Source organism: Cytobacillus oceanisediminis (genome assembly GCF_022811925.1).
GTDB classification, from domain to species: Bacteria; Bacillota; Bacilli; order Bacillales; family Cytobacillaceae; genus Cytobacillus; species Cytobacillus oceanisediminis_D.
Genome location: NZ_CP065511.1, coordinates 43,551 through 69,762 on the forward strand (window position 1 = coordinate 43,551; position 26,212 = coordinate 69,762).

A 26,212-nucleotide genomic window follows, 5' to 3' on the forward strand; every position below is an offset into this window, starting at 1 on the left:
CGAATTGAGTTGCTTAGATGGGGAGCACTTCCCCATCCAGGCAATCTCCATTATTCGGATACTGCGAAAGTTTTCTTAAAGTCGTTAATCGCAGATGTCATATCGTCATCAGAAGGAAGCTCTTTTGTTTTCACGATATGGTCTAACAAATCTTTGCGGTTATGGTCTAACCAAGAAAGGAATTCAGATTCGAAACGACGAATATCCTGTACAGGAATGTCATCTAAGAAGCCGCGCGTAAGAGCATATAGAATTGCTACCTGCTTCTCAACTTTTAACGGCTTGTTAAGATCCTGCTTTAGAACCTCTACTGTGCGGGCACCACGGTTAAGTTTAGCCTGAGTTGCTTTATCAAGGTCAGAACCGAACTGGGCAAATGATTCAAGTTCACGGTATGAAGCAAGGTCAAGACGCAGTGTACCTGCAACCTTTTTCATTGCTTTGATCTGTGCAGATCCACCTACACGTGATACAGAAAGACCTGCGTTGATCGCCGGACGTACGCCAGAGAAGAATAGGTCTGACTGAAGGAAAATTTGTCCATCAGTGATTGAGATAACGTTTGTTGGAATGTAAGCAGAAACGTCCCCTGCTTGTGTTTCGATAAATGGAAGCGCAGTGATTGAACCTGCACCTTTCGCATCGCTAAGCTTAGCAGCGCGCTCAAGCAAGCGGCTGTGCAAGTAGAATACGTCCCCTGGATAAGCTTCACGGCCTGGAGGACGACGCAATAGCAATGAAAGCTCACGGTAAGCAGAAGCTTGCTTTGTTAAGTCATCATACACAACAAGAACGTGCTTGCCGTTGTACATGAACTCTTCACCCATTGTTACACCAGCATAAGGAGCTAAGTATAGCATTGGAGCAGGCTGTGATGCAGATGCTGTTACAACGATTGTGTAATCTAGTGCACCTTGCTTACGAAGTGTTTCTACTGCATTACGAACTGTAGATTCTTTTTGTCCGATTGCTACGTAGATACATACCATATCCTGATCTTTTTGGTTCAGGATTGTATCGATTGCAACGGATGTTTTACCTGTTTGACGGTCACCGATGATTAACTCACGCTGTCCGCGGCCGATTGGCACAAGAGCGTCAATCGCTTTGATGCCTGTCTGAAGCGGCTCGTGTACGGATTTACGATCCATAACACCTGGTGCCGGGCTTTCAATTGGACGTGATTTTGTTGTGTTAATTGGTCCCATGCCATCTACTGGCTGTCCAAGAGGGTTTACTACGCGGCCGATCAGTTCTTCACCAACAGGTACCTCCATGATGCGGCCCGTACGGCGTACTTCATCGCCTTCACGGATTTCTGTAAATGGTCCTAAAATGATAATACCGACGTTATTTTCTTCAAGGTTTTGTGCCATACCCATAACGCCGTTTGAAAATTCAACAAGTTCTCCAGCCATGACATTGTCGAGGCCATGAGCACGAGCGATACCGTCACCAACAGAGATAACCGTACCTACATCACTCACTTGAATTTCCGACTGATAGTTTTCGATTTGCTTTTTTATCAGCGCACTGATTTCTTCAGCATTGATGCTCATGAGTTTCACCCCTATCTACGAATCTTAGCCTAATAATTGACGTTCAAGACGCTCTAGCTTCCCGCGCAAGCTGCCGTCGAAAATCCGGTTTCCGATTCGAAGCTTGATGCCGCCGAGCAAGTTAGTATCAACTATATTGTCAATACGAAGTGATTTTTTCCCAACCTTAGCTGCAAATGACACAGATAATGCTTTCTTCTCTGCTTCAGTCAGCGGACGAACAGTGTATACTTTCGCATCCGCAATCCCTTTTTTGTCATTCGCAAGGCTTATAAAATGATCTGCCACATCAGCGATATGATCTTCGCGGTGGCGTTCAATTAATATCATTAACGTATTTAGTACAAACGTGTTCACAGATGCAAAAGCGTCTTTTAAAATCTCTTTTTTCTTCTCAATTGAAAGCTTTGGAGATTTCAATACAGACTTTAAATCTGAGTTATTAGTTACTACTTCTTTCACTGCACGAAGCTCTTCTTCCATTTGGTCAAGAAGCTGGTGTTCATTCGCAAGCTGGAAAAGAGCCAACGCGTAGCGCTTTGCTACTGTGGAGCCCGTCATCGCTTTTCTCCTGCCTCTTGAATGTATTCATTGATCAGCTTTTCTTGATCAGCTGCACTTAATTCCTTCTCAATAACCTTGGAAGCAATTAGGACAGACAATGAAGCGACCTGCTCGCGGATAGCGGCAACCGCCTGTTCTTTCTGCTGCCCGATTTCAAGCTTAGCAGATTCCTTGATGCGTTCAGACTCAGTGCGGGCAGCCGCAATGATCTCCTCACGCTGCACATCGCCTTGCTTCTTCGCATTTTCGATAAGGCCCTGTGCTTCTGTACGTGCTTCTTTTAAAAGATTTCTTTGCTCTTCTAAAAGTTTTTTTGCTTCTGTACGGCTTTCTTCTGCCGCTTGGATTTCACTGGCAATGTGCTCTTCACGCTGCTGCATAATGCCCATTAAAGGACCCCACGCGAATTTTTTCAGCAATGCCAACAAGATAATGAACATGATCAGCTGGTACAAAATGTCCCCGCCGTTAAAACCGCCGCCTGCAGCGCCTAATACTAGACTGTTTGTTAACACCCTCGATTCACTCCCTTCAAGAGTTGTTCCACTTATGAAACGGAGTCATATGCATGATTCCGAATTAGTTTTACGGTAAAAAAACATAAAGGAATGGCGAAGGTTCACGGAATGATCTTCGCCATTTAGAACGATTGGTACAGTATTAATTAACCGCCGATAACCATGAACGCGATAACAACGCCAATGATCGGAACAGCCTCTACTAACGCAACCCCGATGAACATTGTAGTTTGAAGCATACCGCGAGCTTCTGGCTGGCGAGCCATACCTTCAACTGTTTTTGATACGATAAGACCGTTACCGATACCGGCACCTAGTGCTGCTAAACCGATTGCAATTGCTGCTGCTAAAAGACCCATTATTGAGTTCCTCCTTAAATTGTATGAAAATTTATTTGTTTATAATGTTTTGTCCATGAAATGAACAGGTATATATTAATGGTCATGGCTCACTTTGTGTGCCATATAAACCATTGTTAACATACAGAAAATGAATGCCTGAATAGATCCGACAAAGATTGAGAATCCTTGCCATACAAGTGTCGGCAAGATTGCTGCAAGCATTCCGCCTACACCGGCGTGAGCCAGTCCTCCGACAAGCAATGTCAGCAGGATTTCACCCGCATAGATATTACCGTAAAGACGAAGTCCCAACGTCAGAGTGTTTGCAAACTCTTCAATGATTTTCAATGGGAACAAGAAAGGCATTGGCCTGATAAAATCACGGCCGTATTCTCCTACTCCTTTAAGCTTTACGCCATAGTAATGCGAAAGCCCAACAACCATTGCCGCTAATGTTAATGTGATAACAGGATCGGCTGTTGGCGATTTCCACCATAAAGTGTGATCATAAGTGATTGCGAACGGAAGTCCGAGCATGTTTGAAACAAAGATATACATGATCAGGGTTAATCCAAGGATATGGAATCTTCCGCCTGTCTTCCAGTCCATCGTGCTGTTAATGATATTCTTAACAAAATCCATAATCCATTCGAAGAAATTCTGCATCCCCGTTGGTTTCATGGCCAATCGACGGGTTGAAAGCAAAGCAATAATGAAAACAACAGCACTTGCCACTGTAATCATCAGTACGTTTGATAAGTTAAAATTCAATCCTAAAAAGTCCACTATAGGAGCTTCATGATGCAATAGTGTTCACCTCTCTTCCCGCTATTTACGTAATTGAAAAGATTGAAGAAAATAATCTATCATAATGACAATATAGGATGTCATTAATCCAAATACCACACTGATCAGATGCAGCTTATCAGGATATTCCAGAGCGATCATGACAGCAAAAACTGCTGTAGCCATTCTGGATACCGTTCCAAGTGAACGCACCTTCTCGCCTCTCTCGACTGCCTCTCCAAACTGCAGCGCCTTTCGTGATATCAGCCACAGATTGAACAGACTCAGGCTTGTACCAAAGATCAAGCCCAGAAAAATAGATTGATATGGTGTAAAACCCCAGCCGAGAACGTATACAGACAACAAAAGGAATATGTATTTTCGCTGTCTTTGAAAAGTTACTTTGATTTCCGGCATGATGTTCATTCTCCTGTGAAGAAATGTTGGATTAAGCGAAGCATGGCGTATATCCCGGCGCCCAGTCCAATGAACAAGCCGATTAATAGGAATAACGGCTCTGTTCCTGCCTTGCTGTCAAACCACCTTCCGGCGAAAATGCCAATGAGCGTGGAACCTACTAACTGAGAAAGAATGGCGGACATTAAGGCCATCGCCTTAAATGGGTTGCGGTCTTTTTGACGCATAAAAACGCATCCTCCCTTAAGAGAATGGTAAGTGGGTTTTGAGGCCATAATTAATCACATTAACATCATGCAGAAGTGGGAAATATGTCTGCAAAAATATTTTGAAAACCCTATCATCTTTTACCCTTTGTAAGCATACAATAGGGCTTTGTCAATGTCAATGCGTTTGGAGTGAAAAAGTTCACAAACAAAAAGGTAAAAATATGGTATGTTCACATATTTATCACATTTAAATTTCGGATATCTATTGAAAAAGGAGCGAGTTTCTGCATCGCTCCTGAAAACGCTTTATTTTTGTGTTTCACCTACTGAGTGTGCTCTTCTTATTTGCCGAAGGTTCCGGGTCCCCAAGCTGCCCATCCGGCCTCACAAATAAATAAGTTTCAATCCAATCTTCCTTGCCGGCTTTTTTGGCAAATACCTTTGCAAGGTACAGCCCTGGCCCTGGAAGCTTATTTGCAGGAATTTCCTGCAGCAGCTGTCCTTTGCCAGCATTTCTTTTCCAGTCCAGAAATCCCATGAACCGGAGGCTTTCCGAATCAAACATGGCAATTCCGAACTCTTCTGCCCCGCCAGGAAGATACACTTCATAGCGATACGTGCCCGGCTTATCTCCTTTGCCCAGTCCGAATCCCATCACCCTTGGATAATCCGGCTCCTCAAGCACATACAGATATGGAATCCAGATAGTTTCGGCACCTGCCTTCATCAGCAAGTACCCATCATGGATTTTTTTCTTTAAAAGAGTAGGGTCTGCAGACATTTTGATTTCCGCCTTTTTCTTTTCACCCGGTTTCAGTTGAAACGCCATAGGCATTTCCCAATTGATGCCTTGTTCTTTATAGGGTACGGAAAAGGAATAGGTCTGTGTTTTTTCACTTATATTTTCAACCGTTATAAAACTGCTGTGTTCATGCAGCCTGTCCGCGATCTGAAATTTCCCAAACTGAAGTGAAGCCGGGAGGACAAGCGTTTCTGCTCTCAGCGCTTGATCAAGCTGGATTCTGCCTGCTCCCTGCTCATAAGTTCTATATGTTTGTCCTTCTGTATTCATAAGAAGCTTAGCGGTATTCATAAGTGCTGCCTTAATCTGTTCCGGCCCCCATTCGGGATGAGCCTGCTTCAGGATGGCACAGGCTCCTGCGACATGCGGAGCGGCCATGCTTGTACCCTGCAGCGGCAGGTAACCGCCAGGAATGGTGCTATTTATTGCGACTCCAGGTGCCACAACATCTGGTTTGATTTCCCATGTGGAGGTAACGGGCCCGCGGGAGCTAAAGTCAGCCAGGATATCCCTTTCTTCTATTATATTAGTCCGGGCAAGGAGTCTTCCTTCATTAATAAGCTTCTTGAGCTCCTCTCCTTCTTCCTTTGATAACGCCGCAACCGGAATTGGAACTCCACTGTCCAGATTGCCAAAGAACCTGCCTTTTGTATTATTAAAAATAATGATTCCCTCTGCTCCTGCTTCCATTGCATAGACTGCCTTATCAGTAAACGTTAGTTCACCTCTTTCCACTAATACCATTTTTCCTTCGGCATTCTTCAATTCTTCAGGATGACCAAGTCCTCCATCGATCATTTCATAGGATCGGTCAAATTCCCAATCCTTTGAACCCTGCAGCAAATCAAGACGAATTTCCCGCCCGCCTATGCTCAAAAATGGCACCTTCATTGTTGGTGTAGAGGCTCCTACAGAAATGGCCTTCGACGCTGTGCCCGGTGATCCGACCGTCCAAATATTCGGGCCCGAATTGCCTGATGAAGTGACTGCCGTTATTCCCTTTTCAACTGCTTTATTCAGGGCCATGCTTATCGGAAGGTCAGGTCCGTTTACGTTATTTCCCAAGGAAAGGTTTAACACATCAACTTTATCCTTTATTGCCTGTTCAATGGCCGCTATCACCTGTTCTGTTGTTCCACTGCCGCCTGGTCCAAGAGCCCTGTATGCGATGATGGTTGCTTCGGGCGCGACCCCTTGAATTCTGCCATTTGCTGCAATGATTCCCGCGACGTGAGTGCCATGCAGTGTGCCTTGTCCCCCGGCAGCCTTTGTCTCCATCGGATCCTTATCATTATCCACCAGATCACGTCCGCCGCCATAGCTCCTTCGTAAGTCCGGATGATTATAATCGATGCCGGTATCAATTACGCCTACTTTCACACCCTTGCCTGTTAGGCGCTGATTATCTCTGTCATAATAGCCTCTGGCATTAATGCCGCCAATCAGCTTGATATTGTCATCGGAATGAACATGATAGGTATTAACCTGTGAAACAGAAGATACTGACTCTATCTTTTGCAGGCTTTCCAATGCAGATTGCTTTCCTTTAACTGAAAAGCCGTTTAATGCTTGATTGAATGTATGCCTAATTTGCAGATCAGGATTGTGGTCTATCATTTTTTTAATTTCCTGTTCATTCTTCGCATCTTTTAGTACTACGATAGCCACTTTTTCTATATCAGTTGACTCTTTCGGAATAGGAGGGTGTGAAAGTGTCCGGGCAGAAACAGGAGCTTGGCTCAAATACAAGAATATTACTGTTATGATCAGCAAGAATTTTTTCATAAGAAAACCCACCCTCTTTTTGTTTTAGGGTGGGCTGAATAGGTACCTTGTATGCGTAATTCGATATAAAATAAACGGCTAGTTCAAGGATTCATAAACAATATTAGCTACTTCTTTAGAAAGAGCGCCTGTGCTGCGGTATGATCCGCTTGGTAAAGGGCCATTGTTTTGTTTGTTCGTTAGCAGGATAATCTGAAGGTTTTCCTCTGGATCAATAATAACCTGTGTTCCAGTAAAACCAGTATGGCCAAAGGTTTTGTCAGAATACTGATCTCCCATGTACCAGCTTTTATTCAACTCCCAGCCATACCCCTGGCCAAAGCGCTTAGGAGAGGTAAAGGCATCAATCACTTCTTTTTCATACATTTGGGTTTTTCCATAAGTTCCGCCATTTAACATGGTCTGGCCCAATACGGCAAGGTCCCTTGCTGTTGAAAATAAACCGGCATGGCCTGCTATTCCTTTATTGCCATAGAAGCTATTCCCATCATTAACTTCTCCAACTAAGGTGTAATTTCTCCAGTATTTAAACATATCCGGGCTTTCTTCAACATAGTACCCGAAATTAGGGTCATCAATCATTTTATATTCATAAGGATTTCCCCAGGAAGTAGCCGCAATATTTTGCTTGAAATGTTCAGGAGGAGCAAACATCGTATCATGCATTTTTAACGGTTTATAAATATTTTCTTCTAAGAACTTATCCAATTTTTGTCCACTTATCTCTTCAATTAAAAAACCCAGCATCATAAAGCTAAAATCGCTATATCTTCTGTCAGTGCCAGTCGGGTATTCAAGGGGCAGCTGGTTTATATAATTCAGTACCTCTTCCGAATTATCAGCATATAGGTATGTCGGCTTCCAAGGAGTCAATCCTGAGGTGTGTGTCAGCAAGTCAGCTACTGTAATATCTTCTTTTCCATGCTGAGCAAACTCAGGTATATATTCAGATACCTTGTCATTGACTGAAAGTTCACCGTCACTAACAAGTTTCATAATACCCTGAGTTGTTCCCATCACCTTCGTAACTGAAGCAAGATCGAAGATTGTTTTCTTTTTCATTTTTCGGGGATTACTGAGCAATTCCCCCATATCGTATTTTTGTGCATATCCATACGATTCCTCTTTGACAATCTTTCCATCCTTGGCCACGAGAACCACTGCACCGGGTGTAACACCATCCTCAATGGCATTCGTAATGGCTTTATCAATACCCTTCAATTTTTCAGGATCAAAGCCAGCTTTTTTCGGATGGGCATGACTTAATTTCTGTCCAGACCGTTCTTCGGCATTCACCATATTTCCAGAAAATACTGCAGAACTTAAGGATAATGCCAATACTATTAACAATAACTTTAACCTTTTCAAATTTTCATCTCCTTCATACATCAACCAATATACAATATTCTGTATAATTAATACTATCTATCTTTCGCTAGATTATCAATATAGTTTTTAGTATTTTCAGAAAATAGTACTTTTAGATTATAATGAAGAAAAAAAGCCATCAAATTAATGATGGCTTACTCCCTTTATGTATTAAAACAGCTGATTCGGTTCAAGTTTTCCTTTTTGAATTAAACGGTCCCGCTTCTTATCTCTCCACATATCCGTTATGGTCGCGGCTATTAATAATACTGTAAGCAGGATTCCTTTTCCTTCTGCCAGTTTAAATACCATGGCGATGACACCTTCGGACATGAAGGTACTCATTAATGAACCCAGCAACATGATGATCCAGACAATTAATGCTCCTTCTAATACGGCTAATGCTCTCATTTATTCGACCTCCAGGTATTTAAAATCATTATGCCATTACCCTGAAGACAGCAGTCTAAACGTAATTCTTGCAATTCGGGCATTCCTTTACTTTCCAAATATCTTCTGCCAGATGCTTTTGCTTTTTTCAACTTCCAGTGCGCCGGCTACTTCTTCGACAGACCTTTGTGTTGCCATCAGCTTTTCATAGAGTGAAGTGACTTTTTCGCTCTCTTTTTCATATCCCTGTTCCTGCGCCATTCTTAAATCTTCAATTGTTTGTTTAAGCTCCTGCAATTCATGAATCAGCTGTTTGTTTTGCTCTCTGATTTTATTCTGGGTAAGACGGGACTGTTCATTTTGCTGAACGAGAAAGCTGACCAGCTTTTTCATATCTGTCAGTTCTGAATTCACATTCACCAGTGAGGTGGTGCTGCTTTCTTCGTCATCTTCCACTGTAATGATGACTGGGATGCCTGCATCCTCAAGCTTTGCTGTGACTTCCTCTTTTTTTAACCCATCTGAATACAATTTCCGGATGAATTTAAGCTTTTCGATTTCGGAAACCTGAATTTTATAGCGATTGTGTTCTTTCCGATAATTTATGTATTCTGCATGCTCCTGCAAATAACGCTTCAAGCTATTCTCAGGTATGTCCGGAAGCGCCTCTTTAAGCTCCTTCATTGTCAAATACTGATTTGCCAACGTCCTCAGCACCTTTCTTGGTATCTTGCCGATCACCCAGCCGCTGCTGGGCATTACCCATGACTAACCACCTAACCGCCAACAAAACCACCATCAACATTTTTGGAGTGAATACTCCAACCATGAAGTCATTTCTGCCGCCATTTCTTCAACCATGACCAAACCAATTAAACACACTAAAAAACTGATATATCAACATTTTATAAATAACCATACAACCACCAGCATGTTAATCACTTATATTTCAGCGTGAATTCTACTTCCATTTCTTCTATACTCTATCATAACTTTTCCAGCTTTGCGGGGAAAGAGACTTTTAACATAAATATTGATTAATACTATAAAGAATCCTCTTCTCATCATCACCCACTCAACCACCAACATATCAACCATGTTATTTTCTAGTAATCTGACACTCTTCTCCCCTCCCCTTTTTAGAAAAGTAAAGAAAAATGCACCTCCTTTTAAGAGAGGTGCATTTTTTTAGTTTTGCGGTTTATATTCTTCCGGACGATCATTCGTCTGTTGAAAATAGTAGCGGATCGCTTCGCAAATTCTCCTGGAGGCATTTCCGTCTCCATATGGATTTACGGCTTTTGCCATTTTTTCATAAGCTGCCCGGTTAGTCAGAAGTTCAGTTGCCAGTTCGTAAATTGGCTGTTCCTCAATGCCGGCAAGCTTAAGGGTCCCTGCTTCAATTCCTTCTGGCCTTTCCGTTGTATCACGGAGGACAAGTACAGGCACACCAAGGGATGGTGCTTCTTCCTGGACTCCACCCGAATCTGTCAGAATCAGATGAGCTCTTGAAGCAAAGTTATGGAAATCAATGACGTCAAGCGGTTCAATCAAATGAATCCGGCTATCGCTGCCAAGGATTTCTGATGCAATTTCCCGTACAGCCGGGTTCAGGTGAACTGGATATACGACTTGGATATCTTTCTGTTCTTCAACCAGTCTTTTAATAGCCTTGAAAATATTCCGCATCGGCTCGCCCAGGTTTTCACGGCGGTGTGCAGTCAGAAGCACAAGGCGATCATCGCCGATCTTCTCAAGGACTTCATGGTGATACGTGTCTTTAACAGTCGTTTTAAGTGCATCGATTGCCGTGTTTCCAGTGATGAAAATACTATCGTTCTTTTTATTTTCTTTTAAGAGATTTTCCGCTGACTTCGATGTTGGCGAGAAATGCAGATCGGCCATGACACCTGTAAGCTGGCGGTTCATTTCCTCAGGGAATGGGGAGTATTTATTCCATGTGCGCAGTCCCGCCTCTACATGACCGAATACAATCTGGTTATAGAAAGCGGCAAGGCTTGCAATAAACGTTGTAGTGGTATCTCCATGAACAAGCACGATATCCGGCTTTACTTCCTTCATAATTTTATCAAGGCCTTCAAGTCCCCGTGTTGTCACATCCACCAGTGTCTGGCGGTCTTTCATGATATTCAGGTCAAAATCTGGTGTGACCTTAAAAATATTTAATACTTGATCCAGCATTTCGCGATGCTGTGCCGTTACGGTCACAATCGATTCAAAATGCTCAGGGTGTTTTTGAAGTTCAAGAACAAGTGGCGCCATTTTAATGGCTTCCGGCCTTGTTCCGAAAATCGTCATAACTTTTATTGAGGAAAACATTTGAAGCACCTCCCCTAACATAGAGATAACATTCCTGTTATCTTTCTATGAATTAAAAAGGGAAAGGTGCTTCAAGCTGCTTTATTTATTTCGTTCCGAATAAACGGTCGCCTGCATCGCCGAGACCAGGGACAATATAGCCTTTTTCGTTCAATTTTTCGTCTAATGCTGCGATATAGATATCAACGTCAGGGTGAGCTTCTTGTACAGCTTCTACCCCTTCAGGAGCGGCAATCAGGCACATGAATTTAATATTTTTGCCTCCGCGCTTTTTAAGAGAGTGAATGGCTTCAATTGCGGAACCGCCAGTTGCAAGCATTGGGTCAACCACGATGAAATCTCTTTCTTCCACATCACTAGGAAGTTTTACATAGTATTCAACCGGCTGCAGTGTTTCCGGGTCGCGGTATAAACCGATATGGCCCACTTTTGCAGCTGGAATCAGCTTCAGGATGCCGTCAACCATTCCAATTCCCGCACGCAGAATAGGGATAATTCCTATCTTCTTACCTGCTAGTACGTTGGACTTCATCGTGCTGACCGGTGTTTCAATTGTAATTTCTTCTAAAGGCATATCACGGGTGATTTCGAATGCCATAAGTGTTGCCACTTCATCGACAAGCTCACGGAATTCCTTTGTGCCCGTACTTTTTTCACGAATGTATGTAAGCTTATGCTGAATTAATGGATGATCAAAAACGTAAACCTTTGCCATGATTATCTCTCCTTTTTAATATGCTGATTAGTCGAACCACACTTCGTCTAATTTTACAGAAAAACAGTTCCATCGGCAACTATGATTCGCTTTTGTAAAAGAAAAGTCATTTTTGCATGGAAAAGCCGGTCCCTTGCTGAGACCGGCTGATTGATTAATATTCAGGGTATAAAGTGAAGCTGCCTGTTAAGGCTTCGACGCGCTGAGCCGCTTCTTGAAGCTTCCCTTCATCTTCATGATTTTTAAGTGTGAAGGCAATGATGGATGCAATTTCCTGCATTTCTTTTTCGCCAAATCCGCGGGACGTAACGGCCGCTGTACCGATGCGGATGCCGCTTGTCACGAATGGGCTTTCCGGATCGAAAGGAATCGTGTTTTTGTTGACTGTAATGCCGACCTCATCAAGTACTTTCTCAGCTACTTTCCCTGTTAAGCCAAGGGAACGGAGGTCAACTAACAGCAAGTGGTTGTCTGTGCCTGCAGATACAAGGTCAATTCCTTCAGCCTGCAATGCTTCAGCCAGCTTTTTGGCATTAGAAATAATATTGCCTGCATATGTTTTGAATTCTTCCTGAAGCGCTTCGCCGAAGGCAACCGCTTTTGCCGCAATAACGTGCATTAAAGGACCGCCCTGGATTCCAGGGAAAATGGATTTATCAATTTTCTTCGCATATTCTTCTTTGCAGAGGATCATGCCGCCGCGCGGTCCGCGCAATGTCTTGTGCGTAGTAGTTGTAACAAAGTCCGCGAACGGAACCGGATTCTGATGAAGCCCAGCAGCCACAAGGCCTGCAATATGAGCCATATCAACCATCAGCATGGCACCGACTTCATCGGCAATTTCACGGAAACGTTTGAAGTCAATTTCACGCGGATAGGCGCTTGCACCCGCTACAATTAGTTTCGGCTTATGCTGACGGGCCTTTTCAAGCACATCATCATAATTGATGCGATGTGTTTCTTTATCCACGCCATATTCGACGAAATTGTACTGCACGCCGCTAAAGTTAACAGGGCTGCCGTGAGTTAAATGTCCGCCATGGGATAGATTCATGCCAAGAACAGTGTCTCCCTGCTCCAGGACAGTGAAGTATACAGCCATATTTGCCTGTGCTCCTGAATGCGGCTGCACGTTCACATGCTCTGCTCCGAAAATTTCTTTCGCACGATCACGGGCTAAATCTTCGACTACATCCACATGTTCACATCCGCCATAATAGCGTCGGCCTGGATAGCCTTCAGCATACTTGTTTGTTAAAACAGAACCCTGTGCTTCCATTACCGCTTCACTGACAAAGTTTTCAGAAGCGATTAATTCAATCTTTGATCTCTGGCGTCCTAATTCTTCCTGAATCGACTTGAAAACCTGCTCATCCTGCTGTGCTAAATGCTTCATAAGAATCCTCCCTTTTCTCCAACACACTTTTAATAAAGGAAAGCTTTGTAAAGGCTCTCCATTTTTCGATCTTTTCGTGAAAATTCTTTTCTATTTTAGCATGTTTTACGAAAAAGTGACAGGCACCTATACAAGTTTGATGGAGTGGGGTAGGTGCCTGTCACAAAAATTAGTTTTGATAGCATGGGTGGTTCGGACTGATACTCTTGGATTTCCGCTTATCCTGTCCGAATCAGCTTCGGGTTCGGACTCGTGGTACAGGAATTCCCCTTTTGCTGTCCGAATAGGTGGCTGGTGTGGCGAAACTGAACAAGAACTTGAGAATTTAATAGGAATGAATAAAGCCCCAATCGCTAGGCAATTGGGGCAGCAAATTGATAGGTTATTATCTAAGTTTTTCCCACAAAACTGATCCGCTTTACTTGACCTTTCATTACCTGCACGATGTGTTATCAGAGTTTCGTTCATAGATCGCCCGGGCCCCGCCAATTAGCTTCGGCCTGGTTTTGGCCATGGTGACGTGCGCCTCGCCGACTGATTTTTGAGAGGTCCTGATCGGAACGGCTACATGTTTCAGATGCATGCCGATCAGTGTGTCGCCGATATCGATGCCGGCATCTGCCTCGATAAACTCCACCATGACGGGGTCTTTGAAGTGTTCATAGGCATATGTTGCCATCGCGCCGCCGGCCGTGCGGTGAGGGATGACTGTCACTTCATCCAGATTTTTTGCCTCGGCAACAGCCCTCTCTACTACGAGTGCTCTGTTCAAATGTTCGCAGCATTGAAAGGCCAGAGCTACCCCGGTATCCTGGCGAAGCTTGTCCAGAAGCTCAAAAATCATTTCAGCCACTTGTTCCGTTCCGGCTGTGCCTATTCTTTTCCCGGCTACTTCACTTGTGCTGCAGCCCACTACAAGAATATGCTTTTCACTTAAAGGAACTTGTTCGCAAAATTCACGAATGATTGTATCCAGTTCTTTTTTCCATTGTTCAATCAAAATGCTCACCCTTTCGGAAGATTCACTTCGTTTCGTAAGCAGTAATCTTTCCTACACGGTTTTCATGTCGGCCGCCTTCAAAATCCGTTGAAAGCCATACTTTTGCAATTTCACGAGCCAGGCCAGGGCCAATCACTCGTTCTCCCATAGCGAGGATGTTGCTGTCATTATGTTCACGGGTTGCTTTTGCACTGAATACATCATGCACAAGCGCACAGCGGATTCCCTTTACTTTGTTGGCAGAGATGCTCATGCCAATCCCAGTCCCGCAGATCAGAATGCCTTTGTCGAATTCGCCACCCGCTACCTTTTCAGCAACAGGCAATGCATAATCCGGATAATCTACTGAAGTTTCACATTCACAGCCGAAATCTTCATATTCAATGCCCATTTCATCCATTAGGCTTTTAATTTCTTCGCGGAGATTAAGTCCGCCATGGTCTGATGCAATTGCAATTTTCATTATGAAACCCTCCTGTTTGAAGCCCGCTTATTTTTGACATTATGCTCTTATTTTGACACAAAACCTTGAAAATATAAAGAAAGGGAGCTGCATTTTTGGCTCCCTTAAAAATCGTTTATAGTTTAAATTTAGTAATTGTGCTATTTAATTTTTCTGCCTGTTCTTTAAGCTCGATGGCCAGTTTTTCGACATTGCCAATCACAGCGGTCTGGTGCTGAGTGGCTGCTGAAACCTCCTGTGCGCCTGCTGACGTTTCTTCAGCAATTGCCGCAACTTCCTGGGATTGTGTGGATGTAAGCTGTATTCCCTCCATCTGGTTATCAACCAGGCCTGAAATGGCAGACACGGATGCAGCCATTTCATTGACCACTTTCGCCATTTCCTCAATCACTTCGTTTGTTTTCGTCCCTTTTTTCACTTCATTATTAGCAGTCTCCACTTGGTAAGAGATTTGCGTGACAACATTGCGGACCTCTTCCTGAATGTTTTTTATCAATTCTGAGATGCCCTGGACTGCCTGCGCACTTTCATCTGCAAGTTTACGGACTTCTTCAGCGACTACGGCAAATCCTTTGCCATGGTCCCCCGCACGCGCTGCTTCAATGGAAGCATTTAAAGCAAGAAGGTTAGTCTGCGCTGCAATGTCACCGACAAGCTGAATAATCTGCTCCACTTTCACGGCATTTTGCTCAAGACGCTTCACTGTCTGCAGTGATTCCTCATTATCGTGGGCCAGTTTTTCTATACCTGAAATAAGTGAATGGATCACTTTCTTTGATTCCATCAGGTCCTGAACCATTTCGCCGGAAACATTTTGTGATGCTTTTGCTGTATCCTGGACTTCCTGAGCAATTCGCAGGACATCTTCCATTGATTCAGCTGTTGATTGAATGGAAACCGCAGAACTATCTGCTCCCTGGGAAATCTCGCTGATGGTTCTGGCAATCGCATCTGCCTGCTCTGCAGCTGCCGAAGACTCGGAAGACATCGCAATTACTTTTTCATTCGTTTCTCTAAAGTTCTCGTCAATTTTATGGACCATATCCCTTAAATTGAAAAGCATATGGTTGAATGCAATGCCCAATGAACGGATTTCATCATCCGAGTTGGAAAGCTCTGCGTCCTGGCCGATATCGCCATTGGCAGCCATGAGTGCTGTTTTTTCAAGTTTCTGTAAAGGTTTGATAATGAAACCTGCAGCAAAAAAGGCAAGAACACCTGACCAAAAAATACCCATTCCTAAGGTTAAAATAGTAAAAACACCCTCTCCAAATGGAAGCATCTCTTCAATGCCAGGAAATAAAAAGTAAAGAAATACAGCACTTGTTGTGTATGTAATGATGGCCAGCGATGTGATAAATAATACGAGCTTTTTCCTAAGGCCAAACTTATAGCCCTTTTTCTCCCCCATTATGTTGCCCCCCTGGATTAATCTGGTCTCTTTACGCGATCCAAAATTTGTTCAATCGCTTTTGTCAGATCTTTAAATGTATTTCTATATATCTCAACCGGCCCCCCATATGGATCGATAATATCTCCCGCGGCTCCGGCAAACTCTTTTAGTGTGAAGATTTTGCCCCCTGCTTCAGGAAACATGGACAGAACGGTATTTTTGTGGCCGGCTGTCATTGTTAAAATATAGGTCGCCCAGTCAATTAAATCTTCACTCATGCTGGAAGACTGATGCTGCAGCAGAATCCCATGCTCCTCCAGCACACTTTTTGTATGCGCGGACGCCTCGCTGCCGTCTGCTGCAAATACTCCAGCCGATTTCACTTCTACACCCGGGAGCGATTTGCTTTTTAAAATGGCTTCTGCCATCGGGCTTCTGCAAGTATTTCCTGTACATACAAATAATACTTTTGTCACAGAGATACTCCCTCCTTATATATCGGTCTATAACCATAAAACTTTATTCAAATATTACGGTTTGCACTTTTCTTACATTATAAGACAAATTTCCCATAACACCTATAGCTCCAGTGCAAAAAAAGAAAAAGGCCGCCCCGCACCCTTTCCATTTTTCACAAAATATTAACATTTAAACACAGGCTCACGTCTATAAAAATAAGAGTTTTACCCCGAAAGCAAGGAGGATGGCACCGCCTAGAGCCTCGCTGTAGGAGCCGATCCAGCTTTGGACTTTTCTGCCGGTGAGGAGGCCGGCCCAAGTGAGGATGGTCGCCCCGGCTCCGAAGAACACGAGTACAAGCAATGTTTTGGCTCCGTAGATTCCCAGGCTGAGGCCTACTGAAAAACTATCAAGGCTGACGCTCAAGGCAAAGATCAGCAGCCCTAAGCCCACTGGCGTGATTAAGCTGTCTTCATCATCCCTGAAGCTTGACCAAATCATCTGCACACCTAATAAAAGGAGCAATCCCCCGCCTGCATAACCGGCAATGGCTCCGAATGTATTTGAAAGAAATCGGCCTGCTATCATTCCCAATAAAGGCATCCATACATGGAAAAGGCCAATGGTGATGCCGATTTTAGCTATTTGTCTGAGGCGGAGTTTGTACATCCCCATGCCAAGACCTACCGAAAAGGCATCCATCCCCAATGCGAATGCCATTAGAGCCAGTGTTAAAATTTCTCCGATCATTGCAGACATTTTTCCGCCTCCTTGGACTTGCTAATTCAGCATATGCACGTCCATGCGGTTTTAGAATGCCATTGCCTTTTTCCAAAACAAAAAACCGCTTCATAAGGAAACGGTTTCTTTATCTATCTGCTAATGACCCTGTGTCCTGCTGCTTTCATCAGGCGGTTCATGATTGCGTGCCCCACACCAACACCCGGGAACATCTCACAGAAAATAATATCAGCATCTGTTGTGTTGAAGTATCTTAATGCTTCATAGAGGGAGCTGGCCACGGTCTCAAGCTTTTCCCGCTGCCCGCAGGCATAGATAAAATCAGCACGATAAAATTCCAGGTTTTCTAATGTCGTCAGAACTCCCACCGAAAGGCCTTCCTGCTTTTTATCCTCAACAAAATGCTGGATGTCTTCTCTTGTTCCTTCTACTATATAAAGAGGAGCATCCGGTGCATAGTGCCGGTATTTCATGCCGGGAGATTTTGGCGCCTGGCTTTCATCCGCTAATGCAGGATCCACACTGACCTCGCCTACAACCTCTTCCAGCTGTTCTCTGGTAATGCCGCCTGGCCTTAAGATGACCGGCACTTCACCTGTACAATCCACTACGGTTGATTCCACACCAACACCTGTCGGACCCCCGTCCACTAATCCAGCTATTCTTCCATTCAGGTCTTCCCAAACATGGTCAGCCGTTGTCGGACTCGGCCTTCCGGAGCGATTTGCACTTGGAGCGGCAATTGGCAATCCTGTTTTCTCCAGCAGCGCCAGGGCTAATGGATGATCAGGCATTCTCACACCAACTGTGGATAAACCCGCTGTTGCATAATGGGAAAGTACGTCTTCTTTTAGATTATAAATGAGCGTAAGCGGACCCGGCCAAAATCGATCCATAAGCGCCTGCGCATTTTGCGGAATTTCGGTTACAAAAGCGTCCAGCTGGGCTTTGTCAGCAATGTGAATAATCAGGGGATTATCACTCGGACGTCCTTTTGCCTCAAATATTTTTCTGACCGCTTCATCATTTTCCGCATTCCCACCTAATCCATATACGGTTTCTGTTGGAAAAGCGACCACTTCATTATTTTTTAACAGATCGGCAGCCTGTGAAAACTGTGAATAACTATCTTCTTTATCCACACTGTTATCCACCGACCATCTTTTTGTAATCATTGTTATCCACCTTCACAAAAAATGTTTTATTGCTGCCAAAATTCCTATGTTTTCGACATTTTTTTTGAACATTCCTTTGGAAAGTATAGTAGAAGACGCTGGATAACTCAAGTCTTATCCACAAATTGTGTATAAATAAGAAGGATTTGTGTATAACTTTAGCAAGATACCCACAATTCACATGGATAATTTCAAAAAGAAAGAGTTATCCACAGTCAGGATGTGTTTAACATGCTCCGACTCGAATAAGACTTCCGGCAATCGCGGTATTTCTTCCTGTTTAAAGCCAAGCAGGCTGAAAAATGCCAGCGAGTTTCTTTTATTCGATGCGAGATACAAGGACTCCATGCCCCTATCCCTTGCCAGCATTAATATTTGCTCAAACAAAATAAATAGATCTTTTTCAGATGCTGTGGATGTCATTACAAGGGACCTTAAAAGACCAATCTTTCCATGGGGTTCAATTCCCAGGGTAGCCTTAATATCCCCAGAATCATTCTCCATAATTAAAAAATATTCGATTGCTTCCCTTATCCCATCCGTACTTAAGTTTGCCGATTCCAGAAAAGATGCCAGATTCTCCACATCTGAAGCATCAGCACATCTCACTACACCTGTTTCCATTTCTTCACCCCATTTTCTTATTGTCACTCTATGAATATGAAAAAATAGAAATAGTAGAACTAGATTTGAAAAATATTTCAGAATGTGAGAGAAAGAAAGATTTCTGTAAAATAAAAACACGGCAGCTGTAGGAATTCGGCTGCCGTGTTTATATTACGATCATATGCAATTTATCCGCGGCAAAATTAGTCGTTCGACTTGCCGCCTTTTCTGCCGATTTCTTCGTAGAAATCGCGGTCATGGTTTTCACTTGTTGCTTCTCCGCCTTTGCGTCCAATTTCCTGATAGAATTCCTTGTCATGATTTTCCGCTGTTGCTTCTCCGCCTTTTTGGCCAATCTCCTGATAGAATTCACTATCATGATTTTCCGCTGTTGCTTCTCCACCTTTTTGGCCTATTTCCTGATAGAAGTCCTTGTCATGGTTCTGGCTAGTTGCTTCTCCGCCCTTTTGTCCAATTTCCTGATAGAATTCCTTATCATGATTGCGGCTTGTTGCTTCTCCGCCCATGCGTCCTCTTTCCTCACGAGACATTTTATCGTTGTTATTATTGTTGTTTTTAGCCATTATCTTTCATCTCCTTTTTGTTTAAGTTTTGTTGTTACACTACTTTAAATATCCGTTTTTAGTAGAATCAAACGCATGAAAAGAAGATGTTAAATGCTTGTCTTAAATGTAATTTGATTTCCAGTTTTTAAAGTGATTCTAAAAAAGAAAGACCCTGCTCTGCAGCAAGGCCTAACCGAAGATTTTCTCCCATATTTCAGCTAAAAAGAATTTTACTTCTACAGGTTCTTCATCTTCCTCTGTATAAACGGGAGGGGTTTCTTTTTCGGAATCAGTGTCAGCAGCGATTTCTTCTGCTTTTACTTCTCCTTTCTTTTCTTCTTCTTCAAAGCCTTCGCTTACAGCCACACCGTTTGAGAAATCAAGGAAGCAAAGAGGAGGGAAAAGCACACACCACCAGTTGGCTCCTTTTCCTTCGCCAAGAGTGATCAAGATCGCTTCGTATTCGCCAGCCGGGTATAAAAACTGTCCGTATAATTTCGTCGGGAAGCTGACTTTTCCAAAGTCGGCATTTACTTTCTGGTCAGATCCTTCATCAGCTACAACTTTTTCGGCAATCTTTTGAATCTCAGGCAATCTGGACTGGATCAGTTCACGGGCATCTTCGATTGAAGTTAACTCTGCCACCCACTCAGTGATTTCTGCATTTACTGCGTCCCTTACTTTCCTTTTAATCGCCTGGTCTTCTTCATTATCGCTGTTAGCCAGAATGCGCAGCCTGATTGCCTCGCTCGGTATTACCATTGGCTCATCTGCTGTGACTTCTGTTTGCGGTATATATAAACTTAAAATGGTTCCTAAGGATAAAATCAGTACATATAATTTCACAATCGTTTTTGTATTCAACATTTCCGGCACCATCCCTTCACTATCCACAGTGTGGACAGGATGCCAGAATCTTAAACTATTAAAATTAAATTTTTTTATAGTATTCTGATGCGGTCCCTCTCACCTAATAAAAAACCGCCATTCCGGCGGCTGTGTTACTCTATTTCCGCAAAAACCATCCGATCTTTGCCGTTAATGTCATAGACTGTTTCTACATTTGCCTGCGGGAAAACCTGCTTCAGGAGTGCAGATACTGCTTCACTTTGGCCGGCACCTACCTCGAAGCCGATGAGGGCACGGTCTTTGATGACAGCTGGCAATTCCTCCATAAAGCGCTTGTACAGATCCAGTCCATCTTCTCCTGCAAAGAGGGCACGGTGCGGTTCGTGCTTAGTGACTATATCCGACATCCACTCGATATCCCTTTCCGGTATATATGGAGGATTGGATAGAATGATATCAAATTTCTTCCCTTTTGAAATAAGAGGCTGGAGAAGGTCTCCCTGAAAAAAATCAATTTCCGCGCCATTCTGTTCTGCATTTTTCTCAGCCAGCTCAAGGGTCGGTCCGTAGATATCTGTGGCCGTGACATTTAATTCCGGCTTCTCGAGCTTCATCGTAACGGCAATCGCTCCGCTGCCTGTGCCGATGTCTGCCATTTCAAGCCCGTTCAAAGAGCCGAACAGCTTGTTTATCTTCTGCAGGGCGTTATAAACCAGTTCTTCCGTTTCTGGCCTTGGAATAAGGACATCTTCATTCACCTGGAAGGTGCGCCCGTAGAATTCTTCAGAGCCGATGATATACTGAACAGGCTGGCCCGCCGCGTGTTCGTGCACTGCCTTCTGGAATTTATCCAGAACTTCCGGATGCAAATCCTCGCGTAAATTAGCCAAAAAGCTTGTCCTGCTCATATTCATGAAATGCCGCAATAACAGCTCACCGGCATTCTCATCACGGTTTGACTCATTTAAAAAAGAAGAAGCCCAGTTGAGGGCTTCATATACTTTCATAGTTGGATTACTCATTGGATGCACTGTCCAGCTTCGCAGATTGCTCTTCAACGATCAGCGCGTCAATAACCTCATCGAGCTTGCCTTGAAGGATCTGATCAAGCTTTTGGATCGTCAAACCGATGCGGTGATCCGTTACACGGTTTTGCGGGAAGTTGTACGTCCGGATGCGCTCAGAGCGGTCTCCTGTACCAACTGCTGATTTACGCTGCTGGTCATATTCCGCCTGTGCTTCCTGCTGGAACTTATCATAAACACGGGCACGAAGAACCTTCATCGCTTTTTCTTTATTTTTGATCTGTGATTTTTCATCCTGGCAGGATACAACCGTACCTGTCGGCAAGTGAGTCAGACGAACAGCTGACATCGTTGTGTTAACACTCTGTCCGCCCGGTCCGCTTGAAGCAAATGTATCCACACGGATATCTTTTTCATGAATTTCAATTTCCACTTCTTCTGCTTCAGGAAGAACCGCTACTGTTGCAGTTGAAGTGTGGATGCGCCCGCCGGATTCGGTTTCCGGTACACGCTGAACACGGTGTGCGCCATTTTCAAACTTAAGCTTGGAATAAGCGCCATTTCCGTTGATCATAAAGATAATTTCCTTATAGCCCCCAACGCCCGTAGAGCTTGCCTCAATGACATCAATCTTCCAGCCCTGCGTCTCGGCATAGCGGCTGTACATACGGTATAAGTCACCTGCAAATAAGGCAGCTTCATCACCGCCTGCCGCACCGCGGATTTCCATAATAACGTTTTTATCATCATTAGGGTCTTTAGGAATGAGGAGAATTTTCAGACGTGCTTCCAGTTCCTCTTTTCTTTCCTCAAGCTCAGCCAATTCTTCTTTTACCATTTCGCGCATTTCTGCATCAAGCTTCTCTTCAAGCATGGCACGCGCATCCTGATACTGCTCTTTCACTTCTTTATATTCGCGGTATGTGTCAACAGTTTCCTGAATACCAGACTGTTCTTTTGAATATTCGCGAAGCTTTTTCGGATCATTGACAATTTCCGGATCGCTCAAAAGCTCATTTAATCTTTCATAACGGTCCTCGACAGATTGAAGACGATCAAACACAGCCATTCACCTCAATTTTTTATCCAATAACCGCCGGATATTGTCCAAGCGGGGTATAGTTTCATTTTTTTAAAACCGAAACTCCATAACATTCTAATTATAGTATAGGTGATTGTTGCAGTCAAAACCATTCGGAATAAGGATGCCTTCCTCCCTGTTAATAAATTTTCAGAAAAATCATTGCGGGTTTTTGTGATATCCGATATATTGGTTTTATGAAAAATAAAAATATCACTCCAATTAAACGTTTGTCACTTAGAGATGAAGTATACGAAACACTTAAGAAGAATATAATCGAGCTTGAATTTGAACCTGGTTCGCGCCTTCATGACAAGGAGCTTGCAGAAGACTTTGGGATCAGCCGCACTCCTGTCCGGGAAGCCTTAAAGAGGCTTGAGGATGAAGGGCTCGTTGTATCAACGCCCGGCTCCTCCACTCGTGTCACTCCTCTAAATGAAGATGGTGCAAGCCACGCCTTTCCGGTGGCAGCTTCCCTGCATGCTTTAGGTGCCAGACTTGGCGTTCCCCGCTTAATGCCAAGTGATTTTGCAAGGCTTGAGGCAGCCAATAAAAATCTGGAGTCCGCCATGAAAAAACAGGATATTCTTGGTGCAGTAAAAGCAGATGAAGCCTTCCACGAGGTTTATCTTTCTGCTGCAGATAATCCCGAAATTATCTCAGCATTAAAGAGGATTATGCCCAAAATTCAGCGTCTGGAAATTGCTCAATTCGGATCTTTGAATGGGCTGAAATCTGTTGAGCAGCATAAGAAAATCATGGAAGCCAGCAGGAAAGGCCAGGAGCAGCTGGCATCCAGGCTGGTGGAGGAAAACTGGCTGAGTCTTGGCGGGCTATTAACAGGGAAATGAGGTGAACTGGCATGAAGGCTATTCTTTTAGGCGTTTGCTCCGCCTTCTTTTTTGCTTTCACATTTGTATTAAACCGGGCAATGGAAATGGATGGCGGAAGCTGGCTATGGAGCGCATCGCTCCGCTATTTTTTCATGATTCCTCTTTTGGGTGCCATTGTAGCATTCAGAGGGAATTTGCGGCCATTATTTACTGAAATGAAAAAAGCTCCCGGGCAATGGCTGTTATGGAGCTTTGTCGGCTTTGGCTTATTCTATGCCCCGTTATGTTTTGCAGCAGCCTACGGTCCCGGCTGGCTGATTGCCGGAACCTGGCAGATTACGATTATCTCCGGCTCCCTGCTTGCACCACTGTTTTTTGTTGCATATCAAACTGGAAATGGAACTGTTAAGGTTAGAGGAAAAGTACCATTTCGCGGTCTGATGATGAGCCTGATCATTCTTCTTGGAGTTGCTGTGATGCAAGTCGAGCATGCCTCCTCCATTTCATTTCGGGATACGATGCTTGTGATCATTCCTTTAATTATCGCATCCTTTGCCTATCCATTAGGCAACCGCAAAATGATGGATGTGTGTGAAAATCGGCTGGATGCCTACCAGCGTGTGCTCGGAATGACGATTGCCAGTCTTCCGTTCTGGGTCATTCTTTCTGCAGCTGCCCTGACAACAAGCGGAATGCCCAGTTTTGGCCAGGTCACTCAGTCCAGTTTAGTCGCCCTATTTTCCGGCGTCTTTGCCACGGTATTGTTCTTTGCAGCCACTGACCTTGTCCGCGGCAATATGCACAAATTAGGGGCGGTGGAAGCAACTCAATCCCTCGAGGTCCTTTTTGCTGTTCTCGGTGAAGTGTTGCTGCTGGCAAGTCCCCTTCCGTCTGGAATTTCTTTTACAGGCATGGCACTTGTGATCGTCGGCATGGTGCTGCACAGTTATGTAACCTCGAACAAAGTCATTTTAAAAAGAAAGGCTGCGTAAAAAAAATGCCCTGGGTAAGCAGGGCATTTTTTACGTGCGGTCTTCCTGAACCTTTACTTCAATGTGATAAGTCGGAAGAGCTTTAATGAGATCTTTATGCAATTGAGCCTGTGAATCAATCTTTTCCTGATGGGTCATATTGCCTTTTCTGTATGCAGTCACCCACATATCCTCTCCATTTACCCAAACAGCTCCTGGGCGATACCCCTCGTGAGCTGCAATCACACTGCGGGCCTGATCGATATCATCCTGATTATCCAGGCGTTTGCCGTCAAAATTGATAAAGTTCGGGTTCTGCTCACCGCTCATCGTCCGGTCCAATGTATCATTGTCCTCGGTGCGGTCCAGATCATTATTTATAAATGAAACTCCATCCTGGGTCTCATGGTCATACTCACTCTCAGTTGCCTGATTGTTGGCACAGCCAGCCAGAAATGCGAGCATCAAAAGGAAAACACTAAGTTTTTTCATTACTGCACCTCCTTTTTATAGCATGTCCGCTATAAGGAGGAATGTGCAGTCCAATATAAGGCAGAGCTGGGATGAACGTTTATGGCGACCATTTCTCTTCGTCCCTTCGCTTTTCGGCTTCATGAGCCGTTCATGACGACCTTTTCTCTGCTTCCCTTCCGTTTTTCGGCTTCATGAGCCGCTCAGGGTGAAATTTTTAATTTCGTCTCCCGTTTTCTGCGCCATAAAGACCCAAATTAAAAAAACTGCCCGGAATACGCCAGGGCAGAGAGATCGTTTAGTATAAAATTATGATAAAAACTCGGTTGTTTTATGTTTGTCTAGAACATTTGGCGATTTGGGAACTTCATGGTGATGGCGGCAGCGCGGTTCATATGCTTCTGATGCGCCAACTAAAATAACCGGGTCATCATATGAAGCTGGCTTTCCATTGATCAGGCGCTGCGTACGGCTTGCAGGTGAACCGCAAACGGCACAGACAGCTTGAAGCTTTGTAACCAATTCTGCTATCGACATGATGGCAGGCATTTGCCCAAAAGGCTCCCCGCGGAAGTCCTGGTCAAGTCCGGCAGCTATGACACGATGTCCGCTGTCAGCCAGGTGCTGAATGACTTTTACAATTTCATCATCAAAAAATTGCACTTCATCAATCGCAATCAAATCAATGTCAGCTGTAATGTATTTAAAAATATCGGTAGACTGGGAAATGGGTCTAGCTATGACCGAAGTTCCATTATGTGAAACGACAGCTTCATCACTGTATCGGTTATCAATCTGCGGCTTAAATACAGCAATTTGCTGTTTGGCGAACTGAGCTCTGCGCACACGGCGAATCAGTTCTTCTGATTTGCCGGAGAACATGCTGCCGCAAATGACTTCCACCCATCCGTGATGATTCATAACGTACATGAACGGCCTCTCCTTCCTCGTTCTAACTAATAGAATGGCTTGTTTTCATTTTTTTATGAAGAAAGGGTCGAGCTGTTAATTTTAATTGTACTCGCGCTTTTTAAAGCAAAAAGGGTCCCCTTAAAACATTTCTTCATATCCAATAAGGCTTATTTCGCAATAAAAAACAGGCAAGATAGTTAACTTGCCTGTTTTTGTTGTTTATTATTTTTGTTCTGACTTAATGCCGTATTTCTTATTGAAACGGTCAACACGTCCGCCAGCTTCAGCGAATTTTTGACGTCCAGTATAGAATGGGTGGCACTCAGAGCAAGTTTCAACGCGGATCTCTTCTTGAACAGAACCGGTTTCGAACTCGTTACCGCAAGCACATTTCACCATTGCTTTTTTATAGTTAGGATGAATTCCTGATTTCATTCTTTTCATCTCCTTCCGCCCTGAATCATTCGAAACAGAGTT

30 protein-coding genes are annotated in these 26,212 nt (G+C 43.9%); 2 read left to right on the forward strand and 28 right to left on the reverse strand.

Translation table 11 applies throughout. From position 1 onward, the window contains the following. Positions 1 to 50: 50 nt before the first annotated feature. From atpA to prfA, 25 genes are all read right to left on the reverse strand, one after another. Positions 51 to 1,559: a F0F1 ATP synthase subunit alpha gene (atpA, locus tag IRB79_RS00215; RefSeq protein ID WP_243506190.1), complete on the reverse strand. Its 1,509-nt coding sequence runs from the start codon at positions 1,557 to 1,559 to the stop codon at positions 51 to 53. A gap of 24 nt (positions 1,560 to 1,583) precedes the next feature. Then, positions 1,584 to 2,120: a F0F1 ATP synthase subunit delta gene (locus IRB79_RS00220; RefSeq protein ID WP_243506191.1), complete on the reverse strand. Its 537-nt coding sequence runs from the start codon at positions 2,118 to 2,120 to the stop codon at positions 1,584 to 1,586. Continuing rightward, positions 2,117 to 2,638, reverse strand: a complete 522-nt coding sequence (locus IRB79_RS00225; protein ID WP_113882337.1) for a F0F1 ATP synthase subunit B — start codon at positions 2,636 to 2,638, stop codon at positions 2,117 to 2,119. Before IRB79_RS00225 ends, IRB79_RS00220 begins: the two co-directional genes overlap by 4 nt. Before the next feature lie 149 nt (positions 2,639 to 2,787). Next, positions 2,788 to 3,000, reverse strand: a complete 213-nt coding sequence (atpE, locus tag IRB79_RS00230) for a F0F1 ATP synthase subunit C (protein ID WP_009332220.1) — start codon at positions 2,998 to 3,000, stop codon at positions 2,788 to 2,790. A 75-nt stretch (positions 3,001 to 3,075) separates the two neighbouring features. After that, positions 3,076 to 3,789: a F0F1 ATP synthase subunit A gene (gene atpB, locus IRB79_RS00235; protein ID WP_113882338.1), complete on the reverse strand. Its 714-nt coding sequence runs from the start codon at positions 3,787 to 3,789 to the stop codon at positions 3,076 to 3,078. Between the two features lie 21 nt (positions 3,790 to 3,810). Beyond that, entirely contained in the window at positions 3,811 to 4,185 is a 375-nt protein-coding gene (locus IRB79_RS00240; RefSeq protein ID WP_009332224.1) for an ATP synthase subunit I, read from the reverse strand. A gap of 5 nt (positions 4,186 to 4,190) precedes the next feature. Then, a complete protein-coding gene (locus tag IRB79_RS00245) occupies positions 4,191 to 4,412 on the reverse strand; it encodes an AtpZ/AtpI family protein (protein ID WP_221876849.1) in 222 nt (73 codons plus the stop codon). A 301-nt stretch (positions 4,413 to 4,713) separates the two neighbouring features. Beyond that, on the reverse strand, positions 4,714 to 6,981 hold the full coding sequence (locus tag IRB79_RS00250; protein ID WP_279401043.1) for a S8 family serine peptidase: 2,268 nt from the start codon (positions 6,979 to 6,981) through the stop codon (positions 4,714 to 4,716). A 78-nt stretch (positions 6,982 to 7,059) separates the two neighbouring features. Next, positions 7,060 to 8,349, reverse strand: coding sequence for a serine hydrolase (locus IRB79_RS00255; protein WP_243506192.1), 1,290 nt, complete (start codon positions 8,347 to 8,349; stop codon positions 7,060 to 7,062). A 171-nt stretch (positions 8,350 to 8,520) separates the two neighbouring features. Then, positions 8,521 to 8,760 carry a hypothetical protein gene (locus tag IRB79_RS00260; RefSeq protein WP_243506193.1) on the reverse strand — a complete coding sequence of 80 codons (240 nt, stop codon included), beginning with the start codon at positions 8,758 to 8,760 and terminating at the stop codon, positions 8,521 to 8,523. Between the two features lie 87 nt (positions 8,761 to 8,847). Further along, the gene (locus IRB79_RS00265; protein WP_243506195.1) at positions 8,848 to 9,444 is read right to left on the reverse strand and encodes a hypothetical protein; all 597 of its coding nucleotides are present in this window, start codon (positions 9,442 to 9,444) and stop codon (positions 8,848 to 8,850) included. Between the two features lie 483 nt (positions 9,445 to 9,927). Then, on the reverse strand, positions 9,928 to 11,079 hold the full coding sequence (wecB, locus tag IRB79_RS00270) for a non-hydrolyzing UDP-N-acetylglucosamine 2-epimerase (protein ID WP_243506197.1): 1,152 nt from the start codon (positions 11,077 to 11,079) through the stop codon (positions 9,928 to 9,930). Positions 11,080 to 11,164: 85 nt separating this feature from the next. Then, positions 11,165 to 11,794: a uracil phosphoribosyltransferase gene (upp, locus tag IRB79_RS00275; protein WP_221876853.1), complete on the reverse strand. Its 630-nt coding sequence runs from the start codon at positions 11,792 to 11,794 to the stop codon at positions 11,165 to 11,167. 154 nt (positions 11,795 to 11,948) lie between these two features. Continuing rightward, entirely contained in the window at positions 11,949 to 13,190 is a 1,242-nt protein-coding gene (gene glyA, locus IRB79_RS00280; protein ID WP_071159499.1) for a serine hydroxymethyltransferase, read from the reverse strand. A gap of 433 nt (positions 13,191 to 13,623) precedes the next feature. Then, positions 13,624 to 14,190 (reverse strand): TIGR01440 family protein, encoded by a 567-nt coding sequence (locus tag IRB79_RS00285; RefSeq protein WP_431833404.1) that lies wholly within the window; start codon positions 14,188 to 14,190, stop codon positions 13,624 to 13,626. A gap of 22 nt (positions 14,191 to 14,212) precedes the next feature. After that, positions 14,213 to 14,653 (reverse strand): ribose 5-phosphate isomerase B, encoded by a 441-nt coding sequence (gene rpiB, locus IRB79_RS00290; protein ID WP_048010927.1) that lies wholly within the window; start codon positions 14,651 to 14,653, stop codon positions 14,213 to 14,215. Between the two features lie 115 nt (positions 14,654 to 14,768). Then, a complete protein-coding gene (locus tag IRB79_RS00295) occupies positions 14,769 to 16,064 on the reverse strand; it encodes a methyl-accepting chemotaxis protein (protein WP_243506202.1) in 1,296 nt (431 codons plus the stop codon). A 17-nt stretch (positions 16,065 to 16,081) separates the two neighbouring features. Next, positions 16,082 to 16,522 carry a low molecular weight protein arginine phosphatase gene (locus IRB79_RS00300; protein ID WP_243506204.1) on the reverse strand — a complete coding sequence of 147 codons (441 nt, stop codon included), beginning with the start codon at positions 16,520 to 16,522 and terminating at the stop codon, positions 16,082 to 16,084. A 190-nt stretch (positions 16,523 to 16,712) separates the two neighbouring features. After that, positions 16,713 to 17,264, reverse strand: coding sequence for a manganese efflux pump MntP (locus tag IRB79_RS00305; RefSeq protein ID WP_243506206.1), 552 nt, complete (start codon positions 17,262 to 17,264; stop codon positions 16,713 to 16,715). 113 nt (positions 17,265 to 17,377) lie between these two features. Continuing rightward, the gene (locus IRB79_RS00310; RefSeq protein WP_243506207.1) at positions 17,378 to 18,421 is read right to left on the reverse strand and encodes an L-threonylcarbamoyladenylate synthase; all 1,044 of its coding nucleotides are present in this window, start codon (positions 18,419 to 18,421) and stop codon (positions 17,378 to 17,380) included. Positions 18,422 to 18,598: 177 nt separating this feature from the next. After that, complete coding sequence (locus IRB79_RS00315; RefSeq protein WP_243506209.1) at positions 18,599 to 19,045, reverse strand: GNAT family N-acetyltransferase; 447 nt, start codon at positions 19,043 to 19,045, stop codon at positions 18,599 to 18,601. Positions 19,046 to 19,230: 185 nt separating this feature from the next. Then, complete coding sequence (gene gsiB, locus IRB79_RS00320; RefSeq protein WP_243506210.1) at positions 19,231 to 19,611, reverse strand: KGG domain-containing protein; 381 nt, start codon at positions 19,609 to 19,611, stop codon at positions 19,231 to 19,233. A 171-nt stretch (positions 19,612 to 19,782) separates the two neighbouring features. After that, entirely contained in the window at positions 19,783 to 20,472 is a 690-nt protein-coding gene (gene spoIIR, locus IRB79_RS00325; protein ID WP_243506211.1) for a stage II sporulation protein R, read from the reverse strand. Positions 20,473 to 20,594: 122 nt separating this feature from the next. After that, positions 20,595 to 21,449, reverse strand: a complete 855-nt coding sequence (prmC, locus tag IRB79_RS00330; RefSeq protein ID WP_243506212.1) for a peptide chain release factor N(5)-glutamine methyltransferase — start codon at positions 21,447 to 21,449, stop codon at positions 20,595 to 20,597. 7 nt (positions 21,450 to 21,456) lie between these two features. Then, the gene (prfA, locus tag IRB79_RS00335; protein WP_243506213.1) at positions 21,457 to 22,530 is read right to left on the reverse strand and encodes a peptide chain release factor 1; all 1,074 of its coding nucleotides are present in this window, start codon (positions 22,528 to 22,530) and stop codon (positions 21,457 to 21,459) included. Between the two features lie 215 nt (positions 22,531 to 22,745). Between prfA and IRB79_RS00340 the strand changes: the two genes are divergently transcribed. Together IRB79_RS00340 and IRB79_RS00345 are read left to right on the forward strand one after the other, a co-directional pair. Next, positions 22,746 to 23,399 (forward strand): GntR family transcriptional regulator, encoded by a 654-nt coding sequence (locus IRB79_RS00340; RefSeq protein ID WP_243506214.1) that lies wholly within the window; start codon positions 22,746 to 22,748, stop codon positions 23,397 to 23,399. An 11-nt stretch (positions 23,400 to 23,410) separates the two neighbouring features. Further along, positions 23,411 to 24,373 (forward strand): DMT family transporter, encoded by a 963-nt coding sequence (locus IRB79_RS00345; protein ID WP_243506215.1) that lies wholly within the window; start codon positions 23,411 to 23,413, stop codon positions 24,371 to 24,373. A 30-nt stretch (positions 24,374 to 24,403) separates the two neighbouring features. Here the strand turns inward: IRB79_RS00345 and IRB79_RS00350 are convergent, their stop codons facing one another. From IRB79_RS00350 to rpmE, 3 genes are all read right to left on the reverse strand, one after another. Beyond that, entirely contained in the window at positions 24,404 to 24,844 is a 441-nt protein-coding gene (locus IRB79_RS00350; RefSeq protein ID WP_243506217.1) for a putative periplasmic lipoprotein, read from the reverse strand. 288 nt (positions 24,845 to 25,132) lie between these two features. After that, positions 25,133 to 25,753, reverse strand: coding sequence for a thymidine kinase (locus tag IRB79_RS00355; protein ID WP_009332277.1), 621 nt, complete (start codon positions 25,751 to 25,753; stop codon positions 25,133 to 25,135). Between the two features lie 204 nt (positions 25,754 to 25,957). Further along, positions 25,958 to 26,170, reverse strand: coding sequence for a 50S ribosomal protein L31 (gene rpmE / locus IRB79_RS00360; protein ID WP_009332279.1), 213 nt, complete (start codon positions 26,168 to 26,170; stop codon positions 25,958 to 25,960). Positions 26,171 to 26,212: the final 42 nt, after the last annotated feature.